The organism is Pseudomonas sp. zfem001 (assembly GCF_032621725.1).
Classification (GTDB): Bacteria; Pseudomonadota; Gammaproteobacteria; order Pseudomonadales; family Pseudomonadaceae; genus Aquipseudomonas; species Aquipseudomonas sediminis.
This window is the reverse complement of sequence record NZ_JAVYJI010000009.1, coordinates 152,205-173,608: the sequence shown is the minus strand read 5'-3', so window position 1 is coordinate 173,608 and position 21,404 is coordinate 152,205. Positions and strand designations below refer to the sequence as shown.

The window sequence follows — 21,404 nt, the reverse complement described above, 5'->3', positions numbered from 1 at the left end:
CCGGCGACTGCTCGGTGCGACCTAAGCGCACCGTAGGGAAGGTAAGACGATGGTTCAGGTGAGAGCGCATCAGCCGGTCAACGATGACGGCAGCATCAACCTCGAGGCCTGGTTGGAGCATGTCACCCGCGTCGATCCGGCGCTGGATCGTCAGGCGCTGCAAGAAGCCTGCGAATTCGCCCGTGATCTGGAGCAACAGGCCAACACCAATCAGCATCACTGGAGCGAGGGCGCTTCGACATTCCGCGCCGGTCTCGACATCGCGGAAATCCTCGCCGATCTCAAGCTCGACCAGGATTCGCTGGTCGCCGCGGTCATCTATCGCGGCGTGCGCGAGGGCAAGATTACCCTGGCCGCGGTGCATCAGCGCTTCGGTCCGGTGGTGGCCAAGCTGATCGAAGGCGTGCTGCGCATGGCGGCGATCAGCGCCAGTATCAACCCGCGTGAATCGGTCGTGCTCGGCTCGCAGACGCAGGTGGAGAATCTGCGCAAGATGCTGGTGGCCATGGTCGACGACGTGCGCGTGGCCCTGATCAAGCTGGCCGAGCGCACCTGCGCCATCCGTGCGGTCAAGGAGGCTGATGAGGAAAAACGTCAGCGCGTGGCACGTGAAGTGTTCGACATCTACGCGCCGCTGGCCCACCGCCTGGGTATCGGTCATATCAAGTGGGAGCTGGAGGATCTGTCCTTCCGCTACCTGGAGCCGGAGCAGTACAAGCAGATCGCCAAGCTGCTGCACGAGCGTCGCCTCGATCGCGAGCAGTACATCAACGACGCCATGGCGAATTTGCGTCAGGAGCTGGAGGCCACCGGCATCAAGCCCGACATCAGCGGTCGGGCGAAACACATCTATTCGATCTGGCGCAAGATGCAGCGCAAGGGCCTGCAGTTCAGCCAGATCTACGACGTGCGTGCGGTGCGCGTGCTGGTGCCCGAGGTGCGCGACTGCTACACCACCCTGGGTATCGTGCACACCCTGTGGCGGCACATTCCCAAGGAGTTCGACGACTACATCGCCAACCCCAAGGAAAACGGCTACCGCTCGCTGCACACCGCCGTGCTCGGCCCGGAAGGCAAGGTGCTGGAGGTGCAGATACGCACCCACGCCATGCACGAAGAGGCCGAGCTGGGCGTCTGCGCGCACTGGCGCTACAAGGGTACCGACGTCAAGTCCGGCTCCAACCACTATGAAGAGAAGATTTCCTGGCTGCGTCAGGTCATCGAGTGGCACGAGGAACTGGGCGATATCGGTGGCCTGGCCGAGCAGTTACGCGTGGATATCGAGCCGGACCGGGTCTACGTCTTCACCCCTGACGGCCACGCCATAGACCTGCCCAAGGGCGCGACGCCGCTGGACTTCGCCTACCGCGTGCATACCGAGATCGGCCACAACTGCCGAGGCGCCAAGATCAACGGCCGTATCGTGCCGCTGACCTACAGCCTGCAGACCGGCGAGCAGGTGGAGATCATCACCAGCAAGCAGGGCTCGCCGAGCCGCGACTGGCTCAACCCCAACCTGGGCTACGTCACCACCAGCCGCGCGCGGGCGAAGATCGTCCACTGGTTCAAATTGCAGGATCGCGACCAGAACGTCGCCGCCGGCAAGCAGCTGCTCGAACGCGAACTGGCACGCATGGCCCTGGTCGGTGCGGACTTCGACAAGCTGGCCGAGAAGGCCAACCTGAAAACCGCCGAGGACCTGTTCGCTGCCCTGGGTGCCGGCGACGTGCGCCTGGCCCATGCGGTCAACCTGGCGCAGCAACTGGTTGAGCCGGAGCGCGGCAACGAGCAGTTGGAGTTGATCCCGCGAAAGGCGCAGGGCTTCAAACCGGGCAAACGCGGCGACATCCAGATCCAGGGCGTCGGCAACCTGCTGACGCAGATGGCCGGCTGTTGCCAGCCGCTGCCGGGCGATCCCATTGTCGGCTACATCACCCTCGGCCGTGGCGTCACCATTCATCGTCAGGATTGCCCAACGGCGCTGCAGCAGACGGCGCGCGAGCCGGAGCGGATGATTCAGGTGAGCTGGGGCCCGGTACCGGTGCAGACATACCCGGTGGAAATCGTCATCAAGGCCTACGACCGCTCCGGTCTGCTGCGGGACGTCACCCAGGTGCTGCTCAACGAGAAGCTCAACGTGCTGGCGGTCAACACGCGCTCGAACAAGGAGGACAATACCGCCTCCATGTCGATCACCGTGGAGATTCCAGGGCTCGATGCCCTGGGTCGTCTGCTGGCGCGTATCGGTCAGTTGCCCAATATCATTGAGGCGCGTCGCCACCGCGTATCCTAGCGAGAGCTTTCATGTATCGACTCGACGACCTGCTGCACCTGATGGCCCGTCTGCGTGATCCGCAACACGGCTGCCCGTGGGACCTCAAGCAGAACTACGCGAGCATCGTGCCCTACACTCTGGAAGAGGCGTACGAAGTCGCCGATGCCATCGAGCGCAGCGACTTCGAGCATCTGCCGGGTGAGCTCGGTGATCTGCTGTTTCAGGTGGTCTACTACAGCCAGCTAGCGCAGGAAGAGGGACGCTTCGACTTCGCCCGGGTAGTCGATGGCATCACCAGCAAGCTGATTCGTCGCCACCCGCACGTGTTTCCCGACGGTGATCTGTACGGGGCGCCGGACGCCGCCAAGCTGGAGGAAGCTGCGGTCAAGCAGCGCTGGGAAGAGCTAAAGGCCGAGGAGCGCGCCGAAAAGGCCACCGAACCCGAGCAGCTCTCCCTGCTCGATGATGTACCGAGCGCGCTGCCGGCACTGTCGCGTGCAGCCAAGCTGCAGAAGCGTGCCGCCCAGGTCGGTTTCGATTGGCCCGACGCCTTGCCGGTGGTGGACAAGGTGCGTGAAGAGCTGGATGAAGTGCTCGAAGCCATGAGCGAGAACGATGCCGAGGCGGTGGCCGAGGAGATTGGTGATCTGCTGTTCGTCGTCACCAACCTGGCGCGACACTTGAAGGTGGACCCGGAAGCGGCATTGCGCGCGGCCAATGGCAAGTTCGAGCGGCGTTTTCGCTTTATCGAACAGAGCGTACGTGAGGCTGGGCGCAGTATGGACGGTTGCTCGCTGGAGGAGCTGGACGCCCTGTGGGGCGAGGCGAAGAAGCTGGAGAAGCAGTCGCCAGGCTGTTGAACCCTATAGGCACGGCGGCGTTCCGATTTATCCGCGAAGCCTTTGCTGTCTGCCTTTCGCGACTGAAGCGGTTCGCTGCCCGGTCGCTCCTAAAGGCTGGAGCCGCCGCTGCTTAGCCCTTATGCTGGGCGCCTTGGACTGGCAGCGCGAATTTGCATCGCTGCCGCAACTGAATCATGTTCGGGATCTTTAGTCATGGGTCTTTCCCTGCGCGACCAGCTGCTCAAAGCCGGCCTGGTCAATGAAAAACAGGCCAAGCAGGCTGGCAAGCAACAGCAAAAGCAGAAGCGTCTTGTGCAAAAAGGCCAGGCCGAACTGGATGACAGCACACGCCAGGCCGCGCTGCAGGCGCAAGCCGAAAAGGCCGCACGTGATCAGGAGCTGAATCGTCAGCAGCAGGAAAAAGCCGAGCAGAAAGCCCGCACAGCGCAGGTCAAGCAACTGATCGAGCTTTCACGCCTGCCCAAACTCGATGGCGAGGATTACTACAACTTCGTCGATGACAAGAAGGTCAAGCGCCTGCCGGTCAACACCATGGTGCGCAACAAGCTGTCTAACGGCTGGCTGGCCATCGTCCGACATGGTGGTGGTTACGAGATCATCCCGCGCGAGGCCGCGCTGAAGATTCAGGAGCGCGATGCCTCGCGCATCGTCCTGCTCAACACCCATGTCGAAGAGCCGGATGCCGACGATCCTTACGCGGCCTATCAGATTCCTGATGATCTGATGTGGTAATACCGCATCGCAGGACACCGTAGGGTGCGCCGTGCGCACCGCGATGCCCTGCGATTAGCAGCGATTGCCGCTCAACAGCACTCGACCAAAACTGGCGCCTGCATCCTGTGGGGTGATTGCCAGCAGGCGGTCCATGCGCAGGCGCTGCTCGCCATCGGTTGTACGCACCAGCAGAAACTCTTCCTTGCTCGCCGTGGTTTCGGTGGTCAGGGCCTGGCCTAGTAGGGTCGAGCCGTCGACCAGTTCGATATCCAGTTGATAGCGGTGCATGCAGGCGATCTCCAGATAGTCGTAGAGATCACAGGCCAAGGGTTGATAGTTGTCCATCAAGTCGTCCTCCGAGATCGTTAGAGCCTAGCCGACTGTTTTTCAGATAGACAAAAAACGCCGCAACCCGTTACCGGTGTTGCGGCGCTTTCTTTTCGGCGTGGAGCTTACATCAACGGAATTGTGTAGCTGACGATCAGACGGTTTTCATCCAGATCGCCAATGCTCGCATTGGAACGCACCATCGCGTTACGCCAGCGTACGCCGAGGTTCTTCAGCGGGCCCTCCTGGATGATATAGCTGATATCGACGTCGCGTTCCCATTCCTTGCCACTCGCTCCACCCACACCGTCGAAGCCGTCACCGGTGACGTAGCGGACGAAGGCGGTCAGACCCGGAATGCCGTAGCTGGCGAAGTTGACGTCATAACGTGCCTGCCAGGATTTCTCGTCCTTACGGGTGAAGTCGAGAATCTGGATGTAGTTGACGATGTACGGATCGGTCTCGGTCAGGAAGGGGAAGGCGTTGTCGCCGCCGACCTTCTGGTAACCCACGCGGAAGGTGTGCGCGCCGATACCAGCCCACAGATTGACCGATGTCAGGTCGTTGTCCAGCTTGCCGCCGAGTTTGCGACCGTTATCCTGGGAGTCGAAGTAGGCCAGGTTGGCGCCCAGCTTCCAGTCGCCGATCGGCTGCACATGGATCAGGTTGTACAGCTTCTGGTCGTAGATATCCTCCAGTTCGCCGTACCACACGCCAACGGTGGTGTTGCCGCCGTTGAACTTGTAGTCGCCACCGGCGAAGTTGTAGCGGTCGCTCTCGCCGCCGACGTTGGTGGCGGTGATGTCGACCCGGTCGGTGGAGGCGCGCTGGTTGACCTCACGCAGTTGGCCTCCGTTGAGGGTCAGACCGTCGATTTCCTGCGAGGTGATCATGCCGCCGGTGAACACCTGTGGCAGCAGGCGCGAGTCACCGGAGGAGACGATGGGCAGCTTGGGCATCAGTCCGCCGACCTTGCCGACGGTCTTTGAGATGCGTGCCTTGACCGCGCCGCTGAACTCGGAATACTCGTCCGGTCCCTCGTTGCCGAAGCCGTTGGGCAGCAGGCCGGTTCCGGCGCGCTCGTCAGATGAGTCGAGCTTCAGGCCCAGGCCCGCATAGGCGTCCAGGCCAAAGCCGACGGTGCCCTCGGTAAAGCCGGACTCGGCCTTGAGGATAAAGCCCTGTGCCCATTCCTCGCGCTTGGATTGCTGCGCGGCGGTGGTGTCGCGCAGGTCCCGATTCATATAGAAGTTACGCAGCTCCAGAGAGGCTTTGCTGTCACCGATGAAGTCAGCCTGTGCCAGGCTTGGCAGGGTCAGGCTGGCGCCCAGCGTGGCGATGGCCACGGCGCGGGCGAGGGGAGTTTTACTCATTATTGTTGTCTCCTCGTTGTTATAAGCAGGTCGGCCACGAAATGACCGGCCAGTTACGGCGCGATGAAATAAAGCATTTCGCCTGCGAGTCGACTGTAAGACTTTAGTCTGTCGAGCCTTGAGTGGAGCCGGAGCGTAAACAGCCGTGGGCTCTAGGTCGTGCTTATCAGGGATTTTCGGCGGCTGGCCATCGATCGGGAAAATTTCGCTGGAGCACAATCGAGCTGAGAAAAATCGACAACCGTTGGTCGATAAAGGTTAAAGCTTGCCTTTCAACGGCCGTTAAGTTCGGCAGATAACTTGTTCGGGTGCCCAGTCATGAATCCTTTGAACTCACTGAATTCCGCCGCTTCCCGCGCTGCGCAAGCCAGCCAGTCCATGGCGGCGCGCAGCAATAGCGCCGATGCCCAAGCCACCTTGGCCAATCGCCTCGCCGAGAAGCTCGGTGTCCCGGCCGGCTCGTTGTCCGGAACGCGTGATGACTACACCCCGGAGAAAGTGGCTGGGCGGATTCTGGGTTTTATCGAGCAACGCCTGCAAAGCGAGGCCGCTGCAGGCGCTGATCCGGCCAAGCTGGACAAGCTGTTGTCCCAGGCGCGTGATGGCGTCGAGAAGGGTTTTGCTGAGGCACGCAAGATCCTCGATGGCATGGGCGTGCTCAAGGGGCAGGTGGCTAGCGATATCGACGATACCTACAAGCGTATTCAGGATGGCTTCGGCGATCTCGACAAGCGTTTCGGCAGCGCCGCCCCTGGCGCCTCGGGCCAGGTGGCGATGGCGGGTTACAGTGAGCGCTTCAGCGCGCTGGCGGAGACCTTCGATTTGTCCGTCACTACTCGCGATGGTGACCGCCTGCGCATTTCCGTGGCGCAGGCTTCCGCCAGTTGGTCGCAAAGCAGCTTCGCCGCGTCCAGCGATGGCAAGTCCACCACCGTGAGCGGTAGCAGCCAGTCTGGCAGCATGCGCATTGGTGGCTGGCAAGTGGATGTCGAAGGCGAGCTGGACGATGATGAGATCAAGGCGCTGGAGAAGCTCTTCAGCCAGGTTCAGGATCTCTCCGACAAGTTCTACGCCGGTGACCTGGCAGGCGCTTTCGATCGCGCCATGGCGCTGGACATGGATGGTGAGCAATTGGCTTCTATGTCGCTGCGTCTGACCCAGACCACTGTGCGTCAGGCCACCGATGCCTATGGCGCCGTGGCTGGGCAGGGCGCCAGTGCGGTCAATGCCGGGCTGCAGGAATATGCCCAGGGCCTGCTCGATGCGCTGCGCAGTGCCGGCGACCTGGCGCAGGATGCCGGCGGCATGCTCAAAGAGTTGCTCAAGGGCGGCTTCTCGCTCGATGAGCGCTTCGACCTGCCGCGCCTGGAAAAGGCCGACAGCCTCAACCGCAGCCTGCTCGACGGTTTGCAGTCGCTGCTCGCTGGCCAAGCGGGCAAGGGCGTTGACGCGAGCTGATCGACAGCCGGTGCTAAACTGCGCACCTTGCTGATAGTGAGGTGCGCTCATGACGCCTGAATGCCAACTTTTCGGAACCCTGGGCTGCCATCTTTGCGAGGTGGCCGAGGCGTTGCTCATGCCGTTCGTCGAGAATGGCCTGTTGGTCGAGTTGATCGACATTGCCGAGCATGAGGGGATGGTCGAGCAATACGGATTGCGTATTCCGGTATTGCGCCGTTGCGATAATGGCCGCGAGCTGAACTGGCCATTCGATGCCGAGCAGGTGGTGGTCTTTCTGAGTTGAGAGAGTCAGTTCGACAAAACGCAGCCAATAAAAAACCCGCCGATTAAGGCGGGTTTTTGATTTGGTCGGAGAGACAGGATTCGAACCTGCGACCTTCTCGTCCCGAACGAGACGCGCTACCAAGCTGCGCTACACTCCGAATGCCGCGTATTCTACCGAAAAACTTTTACCGCACAAGGGGTTAGCCCGAAAAAAACTACGAGTCGGCAACCCGGTTGTCGACTCGTATCATTCATCTGGCTGGCCGATATAGGCGCTCAGGCTGTTGCCTCAGAGCTCCTTGACGGTCTGCACCTGATCCTTGTTGATCGTGGCGCGTTTGCCGTCGAGCTGTTCGAACTCGTAAAAGCCGGATTCTTCATCGAATTTGGGCTTGTCCACGGTCTGGATCTCACGGCCGTCATTCAGCGTGATTACCGACGGCGAGGAGCAGCCGGCCAGCACAGCGAGGCCGATCGTCATAAGCAGGGCGGGGATTATCCGTTGGTTCATGGTCTGTCTCCTTGAGTACAAAAGGTGGGGCTATACCCTCGCTCAGACGTAAAACTGTCGTATGAGTTCCGCTGAGTGCGCGGTGTTTCAGTGCGAAGGGGCATGACCTGCCAAGGTTTCCGGCGTATTGAGGTTGGCTAGTCGTGCATCCTCTATAGGGCAATCGACAGCGATGGGCGCTAATTTACCGAACCAGCGCTGCGGGCTGCGTTCTCCGGATTGCCATGCACGTTCCAGGTCGTCTTTCAGTCGTGTCGGCAGCAGGCAGAACAACGGTTGCCAATAGTTGCCCTGGCGAATCACCACCGGGTGGGGCCCCGCGTGCGCTAGCAGCGACTCGATCAGCGCGTGGTCGACCAGCGGAGCGTCGCAGGGCAGGACCAGCATTTGCTCATGGCGTGCCGTAGCCATGCCGGCGCGGATACCAGCCAGTGGGCCCTGAAAATCCTGATCTTCGTCGGTGACCAGTTGGTCGGCATAAGGCGCATAGCGCTCGGTGTTGCGGTTGCAGGAGATGATCAGGTCGTCGCTCAAGGGTCTGGTCAGGTCATGCAACCAGGCGATCAGTGGGCGGCCGCGCCAGTCCAGCAAGCCCTTGTCGCGGCCACCCATGCGCTGGCCTCGGCCGCCGGAAAGCAGCAGCACCGAGCAGGTGGGAAGGGGGTTGGATACGGGCATGCGGGCAGTCTCCGAAGACAGGCTGTGTGATATAACAGCGCCCATTCTCTCCCAATTGGATGCCTGCCATGAACCACAAGGCCGATGCGGTTTTCGTGCCGCTGAACATTGCCGTGCTTACCGTCAGCGACACACGCACGTTGGAGACCGACACCTCGGGTCAACTGCTGGTCGACCGCCTGACCGCCGCCGGCCACCAGTTGGCCGCTCGCGTTCTGCTCAAAGATGATCTGTACAAGATCCGCGCCCAGGTGGCGACCTGGATCGCCGAGGATCAGGTGCAGGTGGTGGTGATCACCGGCGGTACCGGTTTCACTGGGCGTGACAGCACGCCGGAGGCGGTCGCCTGCCTGCTGGACAAGCAGGTCGATGGTTTCGGCGAGTTGTTCCGGCAGATCTCTGTGGCCGATATCGGCACTTCTACCATCCAGTCGCGCGCGCTGGCCGGTCTGGCCAACGGCACCCTGGTGTGCTGCCTGCCGGGCTCGACCAACGCCTGCCGCACTGCCTGGGACGGCATCCTCGGTGAGCAACTGGATGCGCGCCATCGTCCCTGCAACTTCGTGCCGCATCTGAAGCAGGTGGGCGCCTGCGAGACGCGCGGATGAGTGGTTGCGATCATCCCGGACTGTTGCCGATGGAGGCAGCGCTGGAGCGCCTGCTGGCGTTGGCAGAGGCGGCGCCCATCGAGCAGAACCAGCTGGTTGCGCTGGCCGAGGCCGATGGACGGGTGCTGGCCGAGCCGCTGATTGCGGCGCTGGATTTGCCACCATGGGCCAACAGCGCCATGGACGGTTATGCGCTGCGCCTGGCTGATTGGAGCGGCCAGGCTCTGCCGGTCAGTCAGCGTATTCAGGCCGGGACTGCGCCTGTGTCGCTGGAGCCGGGTACCTGTGCGCGCATCTTTACCGGTGCGCCGCTGCCGGCAGGTGCCGATACCGTCGAAATGCAGGAGAACGTCGAGCTGGATGAGGCGGGGCGGGTGCATTTCCGTGAGCCGCTGAAAATCGGCCAGAACGTTCGAGCTCAAGGTCAGGAAACTCGCGTCGGCGAAGGTGTGTTGCCAGCCGGTACGCGCCTGGGGCCTATCGAGCTAGGGTTGGCGGCGTCTTTGGGGGCGGCGCAGCTTTCGGTGCGCCGGCGCCTGCGCGTTGCCGTGCTGTCTACTGGCGACGAACTGGTAGAGCCGGGTCAGGCGCTTGGCCCGGGGCAGATCTACAACAGCAATCGGCGTCTGCTGATTGCCTGGTTGCAGCGGCTGGGCTGCAGCGTGGTGGATGCGGGCATCTTGCCCGATGACCTGCAGCGTACCCGCGAAGCGCTGGGGGCCTTGGGCGAGGTCGATCTGATTCTCTCCACGGGTGGCGTTTCGGTGGGGGAGGCGGATTTCCTTGGCATAGCCCTGCGTGAGGCGGGCGAACTGGCGCTGTGGAAACTGGCGATCAAGCCGGGTAAGCCGCTGACCTTCGGTCATTACCAGGGGGTTCCGGTAATAGGTCTGCCGGGCAACCCGGCTTCGACACTGGTTACCTTCGGACTGCTGGCGCGTCCTTATATGTTGCGTCGTCTTGGCGTGCATCGGGTCGAGCCGTTGGGCTTCGCGGTACCGGCAGGTTTTAACTGGCGCAAGCCGGGCATGCGCCGAGAGTACCTGCGGGCGCGTATCGAGCAGGGGCGTGTGGTGCCTTACGCCAACCAGAGTTCTGGCGTTTTGCGCAGCGCCGCCTGGGCAGAAGGCTTGGCCGAGGTGATGGAAGGCAGCACGCTGAGCGAAGGGGATATGCTGCGCTTTATCCCGCTGAGCGAGATTCTCGGCTAGCGTTTCGCAAGCCCGACCAAGCAAGTGGTCGGGCGCTTTAGATGTCGCGGCGAAACTACTGGGTCACATTTATAACGATAGAATTTGCAAATGGGCTTGGTAGAGGGCATAGTCGCCAACTTGTAAATCCAACCGACACGGTCGTGCCCATGCTAAAACGCTTCGCACCCCTCGTGCCTCTCGCACTCACAGTCTTTCTCGCTGCCTGCGCCGGCCACTCGCCGCAACCGCAGATCAGCGAAGCCACGGTCGAGCCAGTTGCTCGTCCGCTCTCTCAGCAGGTTGAGCCTGCCGATGATGATGAAATCACCGCGCTGATCGACGACAAGCCCTATGAAATGCCGCAGCTGGCAGACAGCCTGCTCGATCTCGGCCGTTCGCTGATTGGCACTCGCTATCGCTATGGCGGCACTTCGGTGCAATCCGGTTTCGATTGCAGCGGTTTTGTTGGCTACCTGTTCCGCGAGGAAGTCGGCCTGGAATTGCCACGTTCCACTCGTGAGCTGATCAACCTCGATGCGCCGAAGGTGGCGCGTGCCGATCTGGAGCCAGGTGACCTAATCCTGTTCAACGATCGCGGTCGTGGTCGCGTCAGCCACGCTGGCATCTATCTGGGTGATGACCAGTTCATCCACTCCAGCAGCAGCCGCAGCGGTGGTGTGCGCATCGATAGCCTGGACGACAGCTACTGGAACCGCAGCTATCTGCAAGCCAAGCGCGTGCTCGCCCTGGCTCCGGTTGAAGATCAGGTCGCTGTCAAGCGTCATAACTGATGCATACGGCGTAACTGCAGAATCTGTTCAAAGGCTGTCTTGTCAGCCTTGAGCAGGTGCTGAGGGTTGCGCCGTTTGTCTGCAAGCGGCAGAGTAGAGCGCATTCAGGCTCAGGATCGCCTCGCTTATGCCCGTCACGACCCGTGTTGCCCTCATCGCTCTCGCTCTGCTGCTGAGTGCTTGCAGCAGTCACGCTCCCTCTCCCCAGCCTATCTATAGTCCTCCAGTCTCTGCTTCGTCCTATCAGGGTGGTGCCGAAGATGTGCTGTTCCGCGCCCTCGGCCTGGTTGGTACGCCCTATCGTTATGGTGGTAATACCCCGGAAGGCGGTTTCGACTGCAGTGGCCTGATTGGCTACGTTTATCGCGATGCTGCCGGTATCAGCCTGCCGCGTTCGACGCGTGAGCTGAGTGCCATGCGCACCCCAGATGTGCGTCGCGACGCGCTGCAGAGCGGTGACCTGGTGTTCTTTGCCACCAATGGCGGACGCACCGTCAGCCATGCCGGCATCTATGTCGGCGACGGCCGCTTCGTGCATGCTCCCTCTACCGGCGGTACGGTGCGCCTGGACAGCCTCACCAGCGGTTATTGGCAGGGCGTCTATCTCGATGCCAAGCGCGTCATCACGCCAGAGCTAGCGCGTAACCCCTGAATTACTGTCCATGGTCGATCCCATTCGCCTACCGCCTCAGCCCGAGGTGTGCGAGCTGTGCGCGCGGCCCGTTGCGTTGACGCGTCATCATCTGATTCCCAAGGCCCTGCACGACAAGACCTACGTGCAGAAGCGTTTCGCTCGTCATGAGCGCATCACGGCTACGCTCTGGGTCTGCCGCGCCTGCCACAACCAGATTCATCGGTTGTTCAGCGAAAAGGAGCTGGCGCTGACCTACAACAGCCGTGACGCGCTGCTGGGTGATGAGCGACTGCGCACCTTCGTCGAGTGGCTGGCCAGCAAGCCGCCGGGCTTCACCCCCAGGCATTGAGCGGTCTCGGCGTTGACGCGCAGGGCTGCCAGCCTCTACCCTGCGCGCCTTGCTTCAGGTGCCCCGAGTTGCCGTGAATGGCGGCCAAGGGGTGAAACAGGGAAGCCGGTCCGAATGCCGGCGCTGCCCCCGCAACGGTAGGTGAGTCAAACACCGCATAAGCAGACCGAGTGAATACGTCAGTTTTCACACAGCCTGCAAGGCCACTGTGCACTGCACGGGAAGGCGCGGTGCTGAACCCTGGTTCGCTCACAAGCCCGGAGACCGGCCTGTCGCATTTTCACGGCATCGCGGAGGGCGTTGTCCGGCCGACGCTCCGGTTTTCCCGGGGTGTTGTGCTTCCTGTCTTCCGCTCGCCTGACCAGCCATTGGCGCCTGGGTGAGGACGCGCGGACCATCGCGATCTGCTCCCCATCGTTGCTCGTACTGTTTACCGACAGCCGACGCGGGTGCCTGATGTACAGGAGCACAGCATGAGCGAGTCCACCGAACGCGATGCCCGCCACAAGGCGCGCATGCAGCGCAAGAAAGCCCTGATCGACGAAAAGATCGCTCAGGCTCAGGACGAATACGGCCTGTTGCTGGTGCATAGCGGCAATGGCAAGGGCAAGAGCAGCAGTGCCTTCGGTATGGTCGCGCGTGCGCTCGGTCATGGTCTCAAGGTCGGTGTGGTGCAGTTCATCAAGGGCGCTGCCAGCACCGGTGAAGAAACCTTCTTCCGCCGCTTTCCCGAGGAAGTCAGCTACCACGTGATGGGTGAGGGCTTTACCTGGGAAACCCAGGACCGCCAGCGCGATATCGCCAAGGCGCAAGAGGCCTGGGCGGTGGCTCGGCGCCTGTTGAACGACGAGTCCGTCGGCCTGGTGGTGCTGGACGAGCTGAACATTGCCCTCAAGCATGGCTACCTCGAACTGGACGCAGTGCTGGCCGATCTCGAGGCTCGGCCGCTGCTGCAGCACGTGGTAGTGACCGGGCGTGGTGCCTTGCCGGGGATGATCGAGGCGGCCGACACGGTCACCGAGATGAGCCTGGTCAAGCATGCGTTCAAATCCGGGGTAAAGGCGCAGAAGGGCATCGAATTCTGATGGAAGCACGTCACTGTCCGGCTCTGTTGATTGCCGCCCCGGCTTCCGGCCAGGGTAAGACCACCGTGACTGCTGCCCTGGCGCGCCTGCACACGCGCCAGGGACGGCGGGTGCGAGTGTTCAAGTGCGGACCGGACTTTCTCGACCCGATGATCCACGCTCGTGCCAGCGGTGCACCGGTGTATCAGCTCGACCTGGCCATGGTCGGCGAGGCGGAAAGCCGTCGCCTGCTGTGGCAGGCCGCTGGCGAGGCTGATCTGATCCTTATCGAAGGGGTCATGGGCCTGTTCGACGGCAAGCCTTCGGCGGCCGACCTGGCGCGCCATTTCGGCGTACCGGTGTTGGGGGTTATCGATGGTGCGGCCATGGCGCAGACCTTCGGTGCGCTGGCCCACGGCCTAGCCACCTTCCAGCCTGACTTGCCCTTTGCCGGGGTGCTCGGCAACCGCGTCGCCAGCACGCGCCATGGCGATATCCTGCGCGATGCCCTGCCGCCCAGCATTCGCTGGTTCGGCGCCTTGCCACGCAGTGCCGCGGTGGAGTTGCCGAGTCGGCATCTGGGCCTGGTGCAGGCAGCTGAGTTGGCCGATCTGGATGCGCGCCTGGATGCTGCGGCCGATGCGCTGGCGGCCAGCGCCGATGTCGACCTGCCGCCAGCGGTGAGTTTTGCCGCGCCGCAGTTCGATGAACCTGCGCCCTTGCTGAATGGCGTACGCATCGGCGTCGCTCGCGATGCCGCGTTCGCCTTCCTTTATCAGGCCAATCTCGACTTGCTGCAGGCGCTCGGCGCCGAACTGCGCTATTTCTCGCCGCTAACCGATCAAGCGCTGCCGGACGTGGACAGCCTGTACCTGCCTGGTGGTTACCCCGAGTTGTACCTGTCCGAACTGGAGAGCAATCAGGCCATGGCCTACGCGATTCGAGCCCATCACCAGGCCGGCAAGCCGATGCTCGCCGAATGTGGCGGCATGCTCTATCTGCTCGATGAACTGCGCGACAAACAAGGTGCCAACGGGCGCATGCTCGGCCTGCTCAGCGGCAGCGCGGCCTTGCAGCCGCGGCTGACCGCGTTGGCCCTGCAGGAAGTGACGTTGCCCGAAGGCGAGCTACGTGGCCACAGCTACCATCACTCGCGTCTGGAAAGCCCCTTGCAGCCCCTGGTGCTTGGCCGTTGCCCGAATGGCAAACCAGTGGCCGAAGCGGTGTATCGCCTAGGCCGACTCACCGCCAGCTATATCCACTTCTACCTGCCCTCCAACCCGGAGGCAGCCGCCGCGCTGTTGCGTCCGTGACCGACCATGCCTTCAGCGCGCAGGAGCGTGCTGCGGTATACCGCGCCATCGCCGAGCGCCGTGACATGCGCCATTTTGCCGGCGGCGAGGTGCCGCCCGAGGTGTTGGCGCGACTGCTCGAAGCGGCGCACCACGCGCCCAGCGTCGGCCTGATGCAGCCGTGGCGCTTCCTGCGCATTCGCGATCCGCAATTGCGTGAGGCGGCTCATGCGCTGGTGGAGGCCGAGCGTGTGCGTACCGCTGAAGCTTTGGGCGAGCGCAGCGACCAGTTCATGCGGCTGAAGGTCGAGGGCATTCGTGACTGCGCCGAGCTGCTGGCCGTGGCGCTGATGGAGGGACGCGAAGCGCATGTCTTCGGGCGGCGCACCTTGCCGGAAATGGATATGGCATCGGTGGCCTGCGCCATTCAGAATCTGTGGCTGGCTGCACGAGCCGAAGGGCTGGGCGTGGGCTGGGTGTCGCTGTTCGACCCCGAGGCGCTGGCCGAGCTGCTGGGCATGCCTGCTGGTAGCAAACCGGTGGCGTTGCTGTGCCTGGGGCCAGTGCACGCCTTCTATGAGAAACCGATGCTGGTGGAAGAGGGCTGGGCCACGCCACGGCCGCTGAGCGAGCTGCTGTTCGAGAATCAATGGGGAGTTCGGGGTGACTGAAAGATGAGTCTGGCGCTGATCACCTGTGTCGGTGTGGCGCTGGACGCCGTACTGGGCGAGCCCCGACACGCGCACCCGCTGGTGGCCTTCGGTCGCCTGGCCGAGCGCCTGGAGCAGCGTTTCAACCCGGCTGGCGGCGGCTGGCGCAGTCATGGCGTCACCGCCTGGTGCCTGGCGGTGCTGCCGCTTACCCTGCTCACCTGGCTGCTGGTACAGATCAGTGGTCTGGGCTGGGCCGTGGAAATCTTCGCTCTGTATTTCGCCCTCGGCCTGCGCAGCCTTTACGAGCATGCGCAACCGGTGGCGCAGGCGCTACGCCTGGGGGACCTGGCTCTGGCGCGCGAGCGCGTCGGCTGGATGGTCAGCCGCAACACCAATGAGCTGGACGCCAGTGGCGTGGCGCGTGCCGGCACCGAGTCGGTGCTGGAGAACGGCTCCGATGCGGTCTTCGCCGCCTTGTTCTGGTTCATCGTTGCGGGCGCACCGGGTGTGGTGCTGTACCGCCTGAGCAATACCCTCGATGCCATGTGGGGCTACCGCAACGAGCGTTTCGAGCGTTTTGGCTGGGCAGCGGCGAAGATCGATGACGTGCTCAATTACCTGCCGGCGCGCCTGGTGGCGCTGACCTACGCACTGCTTGGGCACGCCGCCCTGGCGCTTAGGTGCTGGCGCAAGCAGGCGCCGCTGTGGGACAGTCCCAATGCTGGCCCGGTGATGGCGTCTGGCGCAGGCAGCCTGGGCGTGAGCCTGGGCGGGGCGGCGGAGTATCACGGCGAGCGGCATGAACGCCCGCAGTTGGGCGAAGGCCCGGCGGCGCGTGCGCGGGATATCGAGCGGGCGATGAATCGAGTCGTCGCGGGCGTTGGCTTATGGTTGCTGTGCCTGATCGTATGGGAGGTCTGGGTTGCTTGAGCATGGAGGTCGACTGCGCGCCGCTGCGCAGCGCTATGGCATCCCGCTGGAGGATTGGCTGGACCTGTCCACCGGGGTTGCGCCCTACGGCTGGGATCTGCCTGCTGTACCGGGGTCTGCCTGGGCACGCCTGCCTGAGGCGGATGACGGCCTGGAGCAGGCCGCGCGCGATTATTACGGCGCCGTCAGCCTGCTGCCGGTAGCCGGTTCGCAGGCGGCGATCCAGGCCTTGCCGCGTCTACGTCGTAACGCCAGCGTGGGCATCATCGCGCCCACCTACGCCGAGCATGCTGCTGCCTGGCGTCGTGAAGGCCATCGCGTCACTCGACTCAGCGAGGGTTCTGTGCATCGCGCCTTGCCGCAGTTGGATGTGCTGCTGGTGGTCAACCCGAACAATCCGACAGGCCGGCTGATCGAGCCGGCGCGCCTGCTTGACTGGCATGACGAACTGGCCGAGCGCGGCGGCTGGCTGGTGGTCGACGAAGCCTTCATCGATTGCACGCCGGAGCACAGCCTGGCTGCCTACAGCGACATGCCGGGGCTGATCGTGCTGCGCTCGTTCGGCAAGTTCTTCGGTCTGGCTGGACTGCGTCTGGGCTTCGTCCTGGCTGCTCAGGCTCTGCTGGAGGAGCTGGAAACGCTGCTGGGGCCCTGGGCCGTCAGTGGCCCAGCGCGCAGTGTGGCGCTCAGCCTGCTGGTCGATGGCGAGGGGCAGCGCCTTCAGCGTGAACGCCTGCTGGCCGATGGCGAGCGTCTGGCGGCGCTGCTGCGTGATTGCGGCATGCCGGTGACCGGTGGCTCGGCGCTGTTCCAGTTCTGTTGCACCCGTCGCGCCGTGCCTTGTGCCGAGCTGTTGGCGCGGCGCGGCATTTTGGTGCGGCTGTTCGCCGAGCTGGACAGTCTGCGTTTCGGCCTGCCGGCGGATGAGGCTGGCTGGCTGCGGCTGGAGCAGGGGCTGCTGGAATGTGCGCCGATCCTGGCCAGTCTCGAGGAAACGCCCTGATGGCCACCTTGATGGTGCAGGGCACCACCTCCGATGCCGGCAAGAGCACCCTGGTGACGGCCCTGTGCCGCTGGGCGCGGCGCCAGGGCATTTCCGTGGCGCCGTTCAAACCACAGAACATGGCACTCAATTCCGCCGTGACTGCCGATGGCGGCGAGATCGGCCGGGCGCAGGCAGTGCAGGCGCAGGCGGCCGGGCTGCAGCCACATACCGACATGAACCCAGTGCTGCTCAAGCCCAACAGCGACATGGGCGCCCAGGTGATCATCCACGGCCGGGCCATCGGCAATATGCAGGCGCTGACCTATCACGGCTACAAGCCGGTGGCGATGGCGGCGGTGCTGGAGTCCCATGCCCGGTTGCTGCAGCGTCATCAGCTGGTGTTGGTCGAGGGCGCCGGCTCACCGGCCGAGATCAACCTGCGTGCCGGCGACATTGCCAACATGGGCTTTGCCGAGGCCGTCGATTGCCCGGTAATCCTGATCGCCGATATCGACAAGGGCGGCGTGTTCGCCCATCTGGTCGGCACCCTGGAGCTGCTCAGTCCGAGCGAGCAGGCACGGGTCCAGGGCTTCGTGATCAATCGCTTTCGCGGAGATATCGCACTGCTCAAGGCGGGGTTGGACTGGCTCGAACAGCGCACCGGCAAGCCGGTGCTCGGCGTGCTGCCGTACCTGATGGATTTTCATCTGGAAGCCGAGGACGCCGTCGATACCCGTCAGCAGGCCAAGGATGAACAGGCCTTGCGCGTGGTGGTGCCAGTATTACCGCGCATCAGCAACCACACCGATTTCGATCCGTTGCGCCTGCATCCACAGGTGCAGTTGACCTTCGTCGGGCCGGGTCAAGCCATCCCGCCAGCGGACTTGATCATCCTGCCTGGCTCCAAGAGTGTGCGCGCCGATCTCGCGCGGCTGCGCGAGCAGGGCTGGGACGCCGCCATCACCCGCCACCTGCGTTATGGCGGCAAGCTGCTGGGTATCTGCGGTGGCCTGCAGATGCTCGGGCGGCAGATTCACGATCCGCACGGCCTGGAAGGTGTTGCCGGCAGTAGCGAAGGTCTCGGTCTGCTGGATTTCGAGACGCTGCTGGAGCCGGAGAAACAGTTGCGCAACGTGCGCGGTCGGTTGTGCCTGGAGCAGGCTGATGTCAGCGGTTACGAGATTCATGCCGGCGTCAGTAGCGGGCCAGGGCTCAATGGCGCCGTGCGGCTCGATGACGGGTGTAGCGACGGTGGCCTTAGCGCCGATGGCCAGGTGTTCGGTACCTACCTGCATGGCCTGTTCGAGCAACCCTCGGCGTTCGCTGCGCTGTTGCGCTGGGCCGGGTTGCATGAGGTGCAGGCGGTGGATTACCAGGCGCTGCGCGAGCGCGATATCGAACGCCTGGCGGATCAGGTGGAACTGCACCTGGATACCGAAAAACTCAAGGCGCTTTGCGGCCTGGGCTAGGGGGCGCGGCGCCCGCAGGTTTTGAAATGGTGCGCACAGCGCACCCTACGGAGTGAAGATGCTTGAATTGATCCTCGGCGGTGCTCGTTCCGGCAAGAGCCGGCTGGCCGAGAAGCTGGCCGACGAGTCCGGATTGGAGGTCGTATACATCGCCACCAGCCAGCCGCTCGATGGCGAGATGAACGAGCGTGTCGCTCAGCATCGCGCACGGCGGCCAGAGCATTGGGCGCTGGTCGAAGAGCCGCTGGCGCTGGCCCGCGTGCTGCGCGAACAGGCTGCGCCCGGCCGTTGCCTGCTGGTGGACTGTCTGACCCTGTGGCTGACCAACCTGCTGATGCTGGATGATCCTGCTCGTCTGGCAGCCGAGCGTGAGGCGCTGCTCGACTGCGTGGAGCAACTGCCGGGGCGCATTCTGCTGGTCAGCAATGAAACCGGGCTGGGCGTGGTGCCGCTGGGCGAGCTCACCCGTCGTTATGTCGATGAAGCCGGCTGGCTGCACCAGGCACTGGCCGAGCGCAGCCAGCGCGTGCTGTTCACAGTTGCCGGTTTGCCCATGGTGTTGAAGGGGGAGGCGTTATGAGCCTGCAATGGTGGCAAGGGCCGTGTCAGCCGCTGGATCATGTTGCACGGATCAAGGCCGAGACGCGTCAGCAGCAATTGACCAAGCCGGCGGGTTCGCTGGGGCGACTGGAGAGTCTCGCCATCCATCTGGCCGCATTGCAGGGGCGCGAGCGGCCGAGCCTGGACAAGCTGTGGATCGCCATCTTTGCCGGTGATCATGGCGTGGTGGCTGAGGGCATTTCCGCCTATCCGCAGGCAGTGACCGGACAGATGCTGGCCAACTTCGTCACTGGCGGTGCGGCCATCAGCGTGCTCGCGCGTCAGTTGGACGCAGCGCTGGAGGTGATCGACCTGGGGACTGCCGAACCACTGCCGCCGCTGTCTGGCGTGCGTCATCTGCAGGTCGGCGCCGGCACGCAGAATTTCGCCCGCGATCCGGCGATGACCTTGGCCCAGGCGATGATTTGCCTGGAAGCTGGCCGCGACAGCGTCCAACGCGCGCGCGCCAGTGGTTGCGACCTGTTCGTCGGTGGCGAGATGGGCATCGGCAACACCACCACGGCGGCCGCGCTGGCTTGCTGGCTGCTGGATTGCCCGGCGAGCGAGCTGGCAGGCCCTGGTACCGGATTGGATGGCGCTGGTGTGGCGCACAAGGCACGGGTGATCGACGCCGCGCTGGCACTGCACCGGACGCAGATCGCCGATCCGCTGCAGGCGCTGATCCACTTGGGTGGCTTCGAGATCGCCGCCCTCGTTGGTGCTTACCTGGCCGCTGCGCAGCAGGGTGTCGCAGTATTGGTCGATGGCTTTATCTGCAGTGTCGCTGCCTTGCTCGCCGTGCGCCTGAACCCGGGTTGCCGCGACTGGCTGTTGTTCGCCCACCACGGCGCTGAGCCAGGGCACGTACGCGTGCTGCAGGCACTGCAGGCCGAACCATTGTTGGAACTCGGCTTGCGCCTGGGCGAGGGCAGCGGTGCAGCATTGGCCGTGCCGTTACTGCGCCTGGCCTGCGCCCTGCACGGACAGATGGCGACCTTCGCCGAAGCTGCCGTTGCCGAGAGACCGAGCTGATGCTGCAGCTGGAATTGCTGCGCCATGGCGAGACCGAACTGGGTGGCGGTTTGCGCGGCAGCCTGGACGATGCGCTCACCGAGCAGGGCTGGGCGCAGTTGCGTGCCGCCGTGCAGGGCGCTGGCCCCTGGGATCGCCTGATCAGCTCGCCGCTGCAGCGTTGTGCCCGCTTTGCCGAGGAGCTGGCCGCCGCCCATGGTTTGCCGCTGCACCTTGAGCCCGGCCTGCAGGAGCTGCATTTCGGTGACTGGGAAGGGCGTAGCGCTGCCGAGCTGATGGGCAGCGATGCCGATGCATTGGGCAGGTTCTGGGCCGATCCCTATGCGTTCACGCCGCCCAATGGCGAGCCGTTGCTGCAGTTCGAGGAGCGTATTCTGGCTGCCATGCGGCGCTTGCAGCAGAACCATGCGGACGAGCGCCTGCTGTTGATCACTCATGGCGGTGTCATGCGTCTGCTGCTGGCGCGAGCCCGCTGTCTGCCACGCCAGGAGCTGCTGCAGGTCAACGTCGGCTACGCCCAGCGTTTTCGCCTGAGCCTGGATGCCGACGGGCAGCTGACGGAATTGCCATGATTGCGCTGCTGATCGCCCTGCAGTTCCTCACTCGCTTGCCTGTCACGCTGCCTGGCATGCCCGCGCCGGAGCAGGTGGGGCGTTCGCTGCTCTGGTATCCGGCCGTGGGCCTGTTGCTCGGCCTGCTGTTATGGGGCGCGCACCTGCTGTTGGGGCAGACGTCGGCCTTATTACAGGCAGCGATCATTCTGGCGCTGTGGGTGGGGCTGAGCGGTGGCCTGCATCTGGACGGCCTGGCCGATACGGCTGATGCCTGGGTCGGCGGTTTTGGTGACCGTGAGCGCACCCTGGCGATCATGAAAGACCCACGCAGCGGGCCTATCGCAGTAGTGGTGCTGGTGCTGCTGTTGCTACTCAAGTTCGCTGCCTTGTTTACGCTGCTTCAGGCCGGGCAGGGGATCTGCCTGCTGCTGTTGCCCTGGCTGGGACGCAGCCTGTTACCATTGCTGTTGGCGACCACGCCCTATGTGCGCTCCGGTGGGCTGGGTCAGACGCTGGTCGATCACTTGCCGCGCCGACAATTGCCCTGGGTGCTGGGCCTGCACCTGCTGGGCATGCTGCTGTTCGGCTGGCAGGGCCTGCTGGTGCTGGCGACGGGCTTGCTGCTGTTCGCCTGGCTGCGCCACGCCTTGCTGCAACGTCTCGGCGGCACCACGGGTGATACGGCCGGTGCACTGGTCGAGCTGGCTGAGTGCGGCGCACTTTTAGCGCTAGCGCTGAGCCTCTGACACAACTGTTATGCCGACCCAGTGCATAACTGTATGAG

The 21,404-nt window shown here is 63.6% G+C and carries 24 protein-coding genes, 1 tRNA gene and 1 riboswitch; of the genes, 20 read left to right on the top strand and 5 right to left on the bottom strand.

Annotated elements, in window-relative coordinates:
* Window positions 1–49: 49 nt before the first annotated feature.
* The 3 genes from relA (at window position 50) to RTH74_RS23610 (ending at window position 3,870) form a co-directional block, all read left to right on the top strand.
* Complete coding sequence (gene relA, locus RTH74_RS23620; protein WP_099525263.1) at window positions 50–2,293, top strand: GTP diphosphokinase; 2,244 nt, start codon at window positions 50–52, stop codon at window positions 2,291–2,293.
* Window positions 2,294–2,304: 11 nt separating this feature from the next.
* Window positions 2,305–3,135: a nucleoside triphosphate pyrophosphohydrolase gene (gene mazG, locus RTH74_RS23615; protein WP_316916265.1), complete on the top strand. Its 831-nt coding sequence runs from the start codon at window positions 2,305–2,307 to the stop codon at window positions 3,133–3,135.
* A gap of 195 nt (window positions 3,136–3,330) precedes the next feature.
* Complete coding sequence (locus RTH74_RS23610) at window positions 3,331–3,870, top strand: DUF2058 domain-containing protein (protein ID WP_074914125.1); 540 nt, start codon at window positions 3,331–3,333, stop codon at window positions 3,868–3,870.
* Between the two features lie 54 nt (window positions 3,871–3,924).
* On the opposite strand, the gene RTH74_RS23605 is transcribed toward RTH74_RS23610, so the two are convergent.
* Window positions 3,925–4,197, bottom strand: a complete 273-nt coding sequence (locus RTH74_RS23605) for a Rho-binding antiterminator (RefSeq protein ID WP_316916264.1) — start codon at window positions 4,195–4,197, stop codon at window positions 3,925–3,927.
* Between the two features lie 107 nt (window positions 4,198–4,304).
* Window positions 4,305–5,552 carry an OprD family porin gene (locus RTH74_RS23600; protein WP_316916263.1) on the bottom strand — a complete coding sequence of 416 codons (1,248 nt, stop codon included), beginning with the start codon at window positions 5,550–5,552 and terminating at the stop codon, window positions 4,305–4,307.
* Between the two features lie 318 nt (window positions 5,553–5,870).
* Here RTH74_RS23600 and RTH74_RS23595 point away from each other — a divergent pair, with 318 nt between their 5' ends.
* Both RTH74_RS23595 and RTH74_RS23590 read left to right on the top strand, forming a co-directional pair.
* Window positions 5,871–7,010 (top strand): DUF5610 domain-containing protein, encoded by a 1,140-nt coding sequence (locus RTH74_RS23595; RefSeq protein WP_316916262.1) that lies wholly within the window; start codon window positions 5,871–5,873, stop codon window positions 7,008–7,010.
* Window positions 7,011–7,059: 49 nt separating this feature from the next.
* Window positions 7,060–7,296, top strand: coding sequence for a glutaredoxin family protein (locus RTH74_RS23590; RefSeq protein WP_316916261.1), 237 nt, complete (start codon window positions 7,060–7,062; stop codon window positions 7,294–7,296).
* A gap of 62 nt (window positions 7,297–7,358) precedes the next feature.
* On the opposite strand, the gene RTH74_RS23585 is transcribed toward RTH74_RS23590, so the two are convergent.
* The 3 genes from RTH74_RS23585 to mobA all read right to left on the bottom strand — a co-directional run bounded on the left by RTH74_RS23585 (window position 7,359) and on the right by mobA (window position 8,466).
* Window positions 7,359–7,435: transfer RNA gene (locus tag RTH74_RS23585), tRNA-Pro, on the bottom strand.
* Between the two features lie 131 nt (window positions 7,436–7,566).
* A complete protein-coding gene (locus tag RTH74_RS23580) occupies window positions 7,567–7,788 on the bottom strand; it encodes a YgdI/YgdR family lipoprotein (protein WP_099525269.1) in 222 nt (73 codons plus the stop codon).
* Window positions 7,789–7,875: 87 nt separating this feature from the next.
* On the bottom strand, window positions 7,876–8,466 hold the full coding sequence (mobA, locus tag RTH74_RS23575; RefSeq protein ID WP_316916260.1) for a molybdenum cofactor guanylyltransferase MobA: 591 nt from the start codon (window positions 8,464–8,466) through the stop codon (window positions 7,876–7,878).
* 68 nt (window positions 8,467–8,534) lie between these two features.
* Here mobA and moaB point away from each other — a divergent pair, with 68 nt between their 5' ends.
* From moaB to RTH74_RS23500, 15 genes are all read left to right on the top strand, one after another.
* Entirely contained in the window at window positions 8,535–9,074 is a 540-nt protein-coding gene (moaB, locus tag RTH74_RS23570) for a molybdenum cofactor biosynthesis protein B (RefSeq protein ID WP_045732987.1), read from the top strand.
* Window positions 9,071–10,285, top strand: coding sequence for a gephyrin-like molybdotransferase Glp (gene glp, locus RTH74_RS23565; protein WP_316916259.1), 1,215 nt, complete (start codon window positions 9,071–9,073; stop codon window positions 10,283–10,285). Before moaB ends, glp begins: the two co-directional genes overlap by 4 nt.
* Before the next feature lie 149 nt (window positions 10,286–10,434).
* Window positions 10,435–11,058: an NlpC/P60 family protein gene (locus RTH74_RS23560; protein ID WP_316916258.1), complete on the top strand. Its 624-nt coding sequence runs from the start codon at window positions 10,435–10,437 to the stop codon at window positions 11,056–11,058.
* Window positions 11,059–11,185: 127 nt separating this feature from the next.
* On the top strand, window positions 11,186–11,710 hold the full coding sequence (locus tag RTH74_RS23555) for a C40 family peptidase (RefSeq protein WP_316916257.1): 525 nt from the start codon (window positions 11,186–11,188) through the stop codon (window positions 11,708–11,710).
* A 10-nt stretch (window positions 11,711–11,720) separates the two neighbouring features.
* Window positions 11,721–12,041 carry a hypothetical protein gene (locus tag RTH74_RS23550; RefSeq protein ID WP_099525274.1) on the top strand — a complete coding sequence of 107 codons (321 nt, stop codon included), beginning with the start codon at window positions 11,721–11,723 and terminating at the stop codon, window positions 12,039–12,041.
* Window positions 12,042–12,080: 39 nt separating this feature from the next.
* A riboswitch (cobalamin riboswitch) is annotated at window positions 12,081–12,329 on the top strand.
* A 185-nt stretch (window positions 12,330–12,514) separates the two neighbouring features.
* The gene (gene cobO, locus RTH74_RS23545; RefSeq protein ID WP_316916256.1) at window positions 12,515–13,126 is read left to right on the top strand and encodes a cob(I)yrinic acid a,c-diamide adenosyltransferase; all 612 of its coding nucleotides are present in this window, start codon (window positions 12,515–12,517) and stop codon (window positions 13,124–13,126) included.
* Window positions 13,126–14,418: a cobyrinate a,c-diamide synthase gene (locus RTH74_RS23540; protein ID WP_316916255.1), complete on the top strand. Its 1,293-nt coding sequence runs from the start codon at window positions 13,126–13,128 to the stop codon at window positions 14,416–14,418. Before cobO ends, RTH74_RS23540 begins: the two co-directional genes overlap by 1 nt.
* Window positions 14,415–15,068: a 5,6-dimethylbenzimidazole synthase gene (gene bluB / locus RTH74_RS23535; protein ID WP_316916254.1), complete on the top strand. Its 654-nt coding sequence runs from the start codon at window positions 14,415–14,417 to the stop codon at window positions 15,066–15,068. Before RTH74_RS23540 ends, bluB begins: the two co-directional genes overlap by 4 nt.
* 3 nt (window positions 15,069–15,071) lie before the next feature.
* Entirely contained in the window at window positions 15,072–15,980 is a 909-nt protein-coding gene (cbiB, locus tag RTH74_RS23530) for an adenosylcobinamide-phosphate synthase CbiB (RefSeq protein WP_316916253.1), read from the top strand.
* Complete coding sequence (gene cobD / locus RTH74_RS23525) at window positions 15,973–16,983, top strand: threonine-phosphate decarboxylase CobD (RefSeq protein WP_316916252.1); 1,011 nt, start codon at window positions 15,973–15,975, stop codon at window positions 16,981–16,983. Before cbiB ends, cobD begins: the two co-directional genes overlap by 8 nt.
* A complete protein-coding gene (locus RTH74_RS23520) occupies window positions 16,983–18,434 on the top strand; it encodes a cobyric acid synthase (protein WP_316916251.1) in 1,452 nt (483 codons plus the stop codon). Before cobD ends, RTH74_RS23520 begins: the two co-directional genes overlap by 1 nt.
* A gap of 58 nt (window positions 18,435–18,492) precedes the next feature.
* On the top strand, window positions 18,493–19,014 hold the full coding sequence (cobU, locus tag RTH74_RS23515) for a bifunctional adenosylcobinamide kinase/adenosylcobinamide-phosphate guanylyltransferase (RefSeq protein WP_316916250.1): 522 nt from the start codon (window positions 18,493–18,495) through the stop codon (window positions 19,012–19,014).
* Window positions 19,011–20,066: a nicotinate-nucleotide--dimethylbenzimidazole phosphoribosyltransferase gene (gene cobT, locus RTH74_RS23510; RefSeq protein WP_316916249.1), complete on the top strand. Its 1,056-nt coding sequence runs from the start codon at window positions 19,011–19,013 to the stop codon at window positions 20,064–20,066. The genes cobU and cobT overlap by 4 nt, the downstream gene beginning before the upstream one ends.
* Window positions 20,066–20,638, top strand: a complete 573-nt coding sequence (gene cobC, locus RTH74_RS23505; RefSeq protein ID WP_099525283.1) for an alpha-ribazole phosphatase family protein — start codon at window positions 20,066–20,068, stop codon at window positions 20,636–20,638. Before cobT ends, cobC begins: the two co-directional genes overlap by 1 nt.
* Window positions 20,635–21,366 (top strand): adenosylcobinamide-GDP ribazoletransferase, encoded by a 732-nt coding sequence (locus RTH74_RS23500; RefSeq protein ID WP_316916248.1) that lies wholly within the window; start codon window positions 20,635–20,637, stop codon window positions 21,364–21,366. The genes cobC and RTH74_RS23500 overlap by 4 nt, the downstream gene beginning before the upstream one ends.
* The last annotated feature ends 38 nt before the right edge of the window (window positions 21,367–21,404 follow it).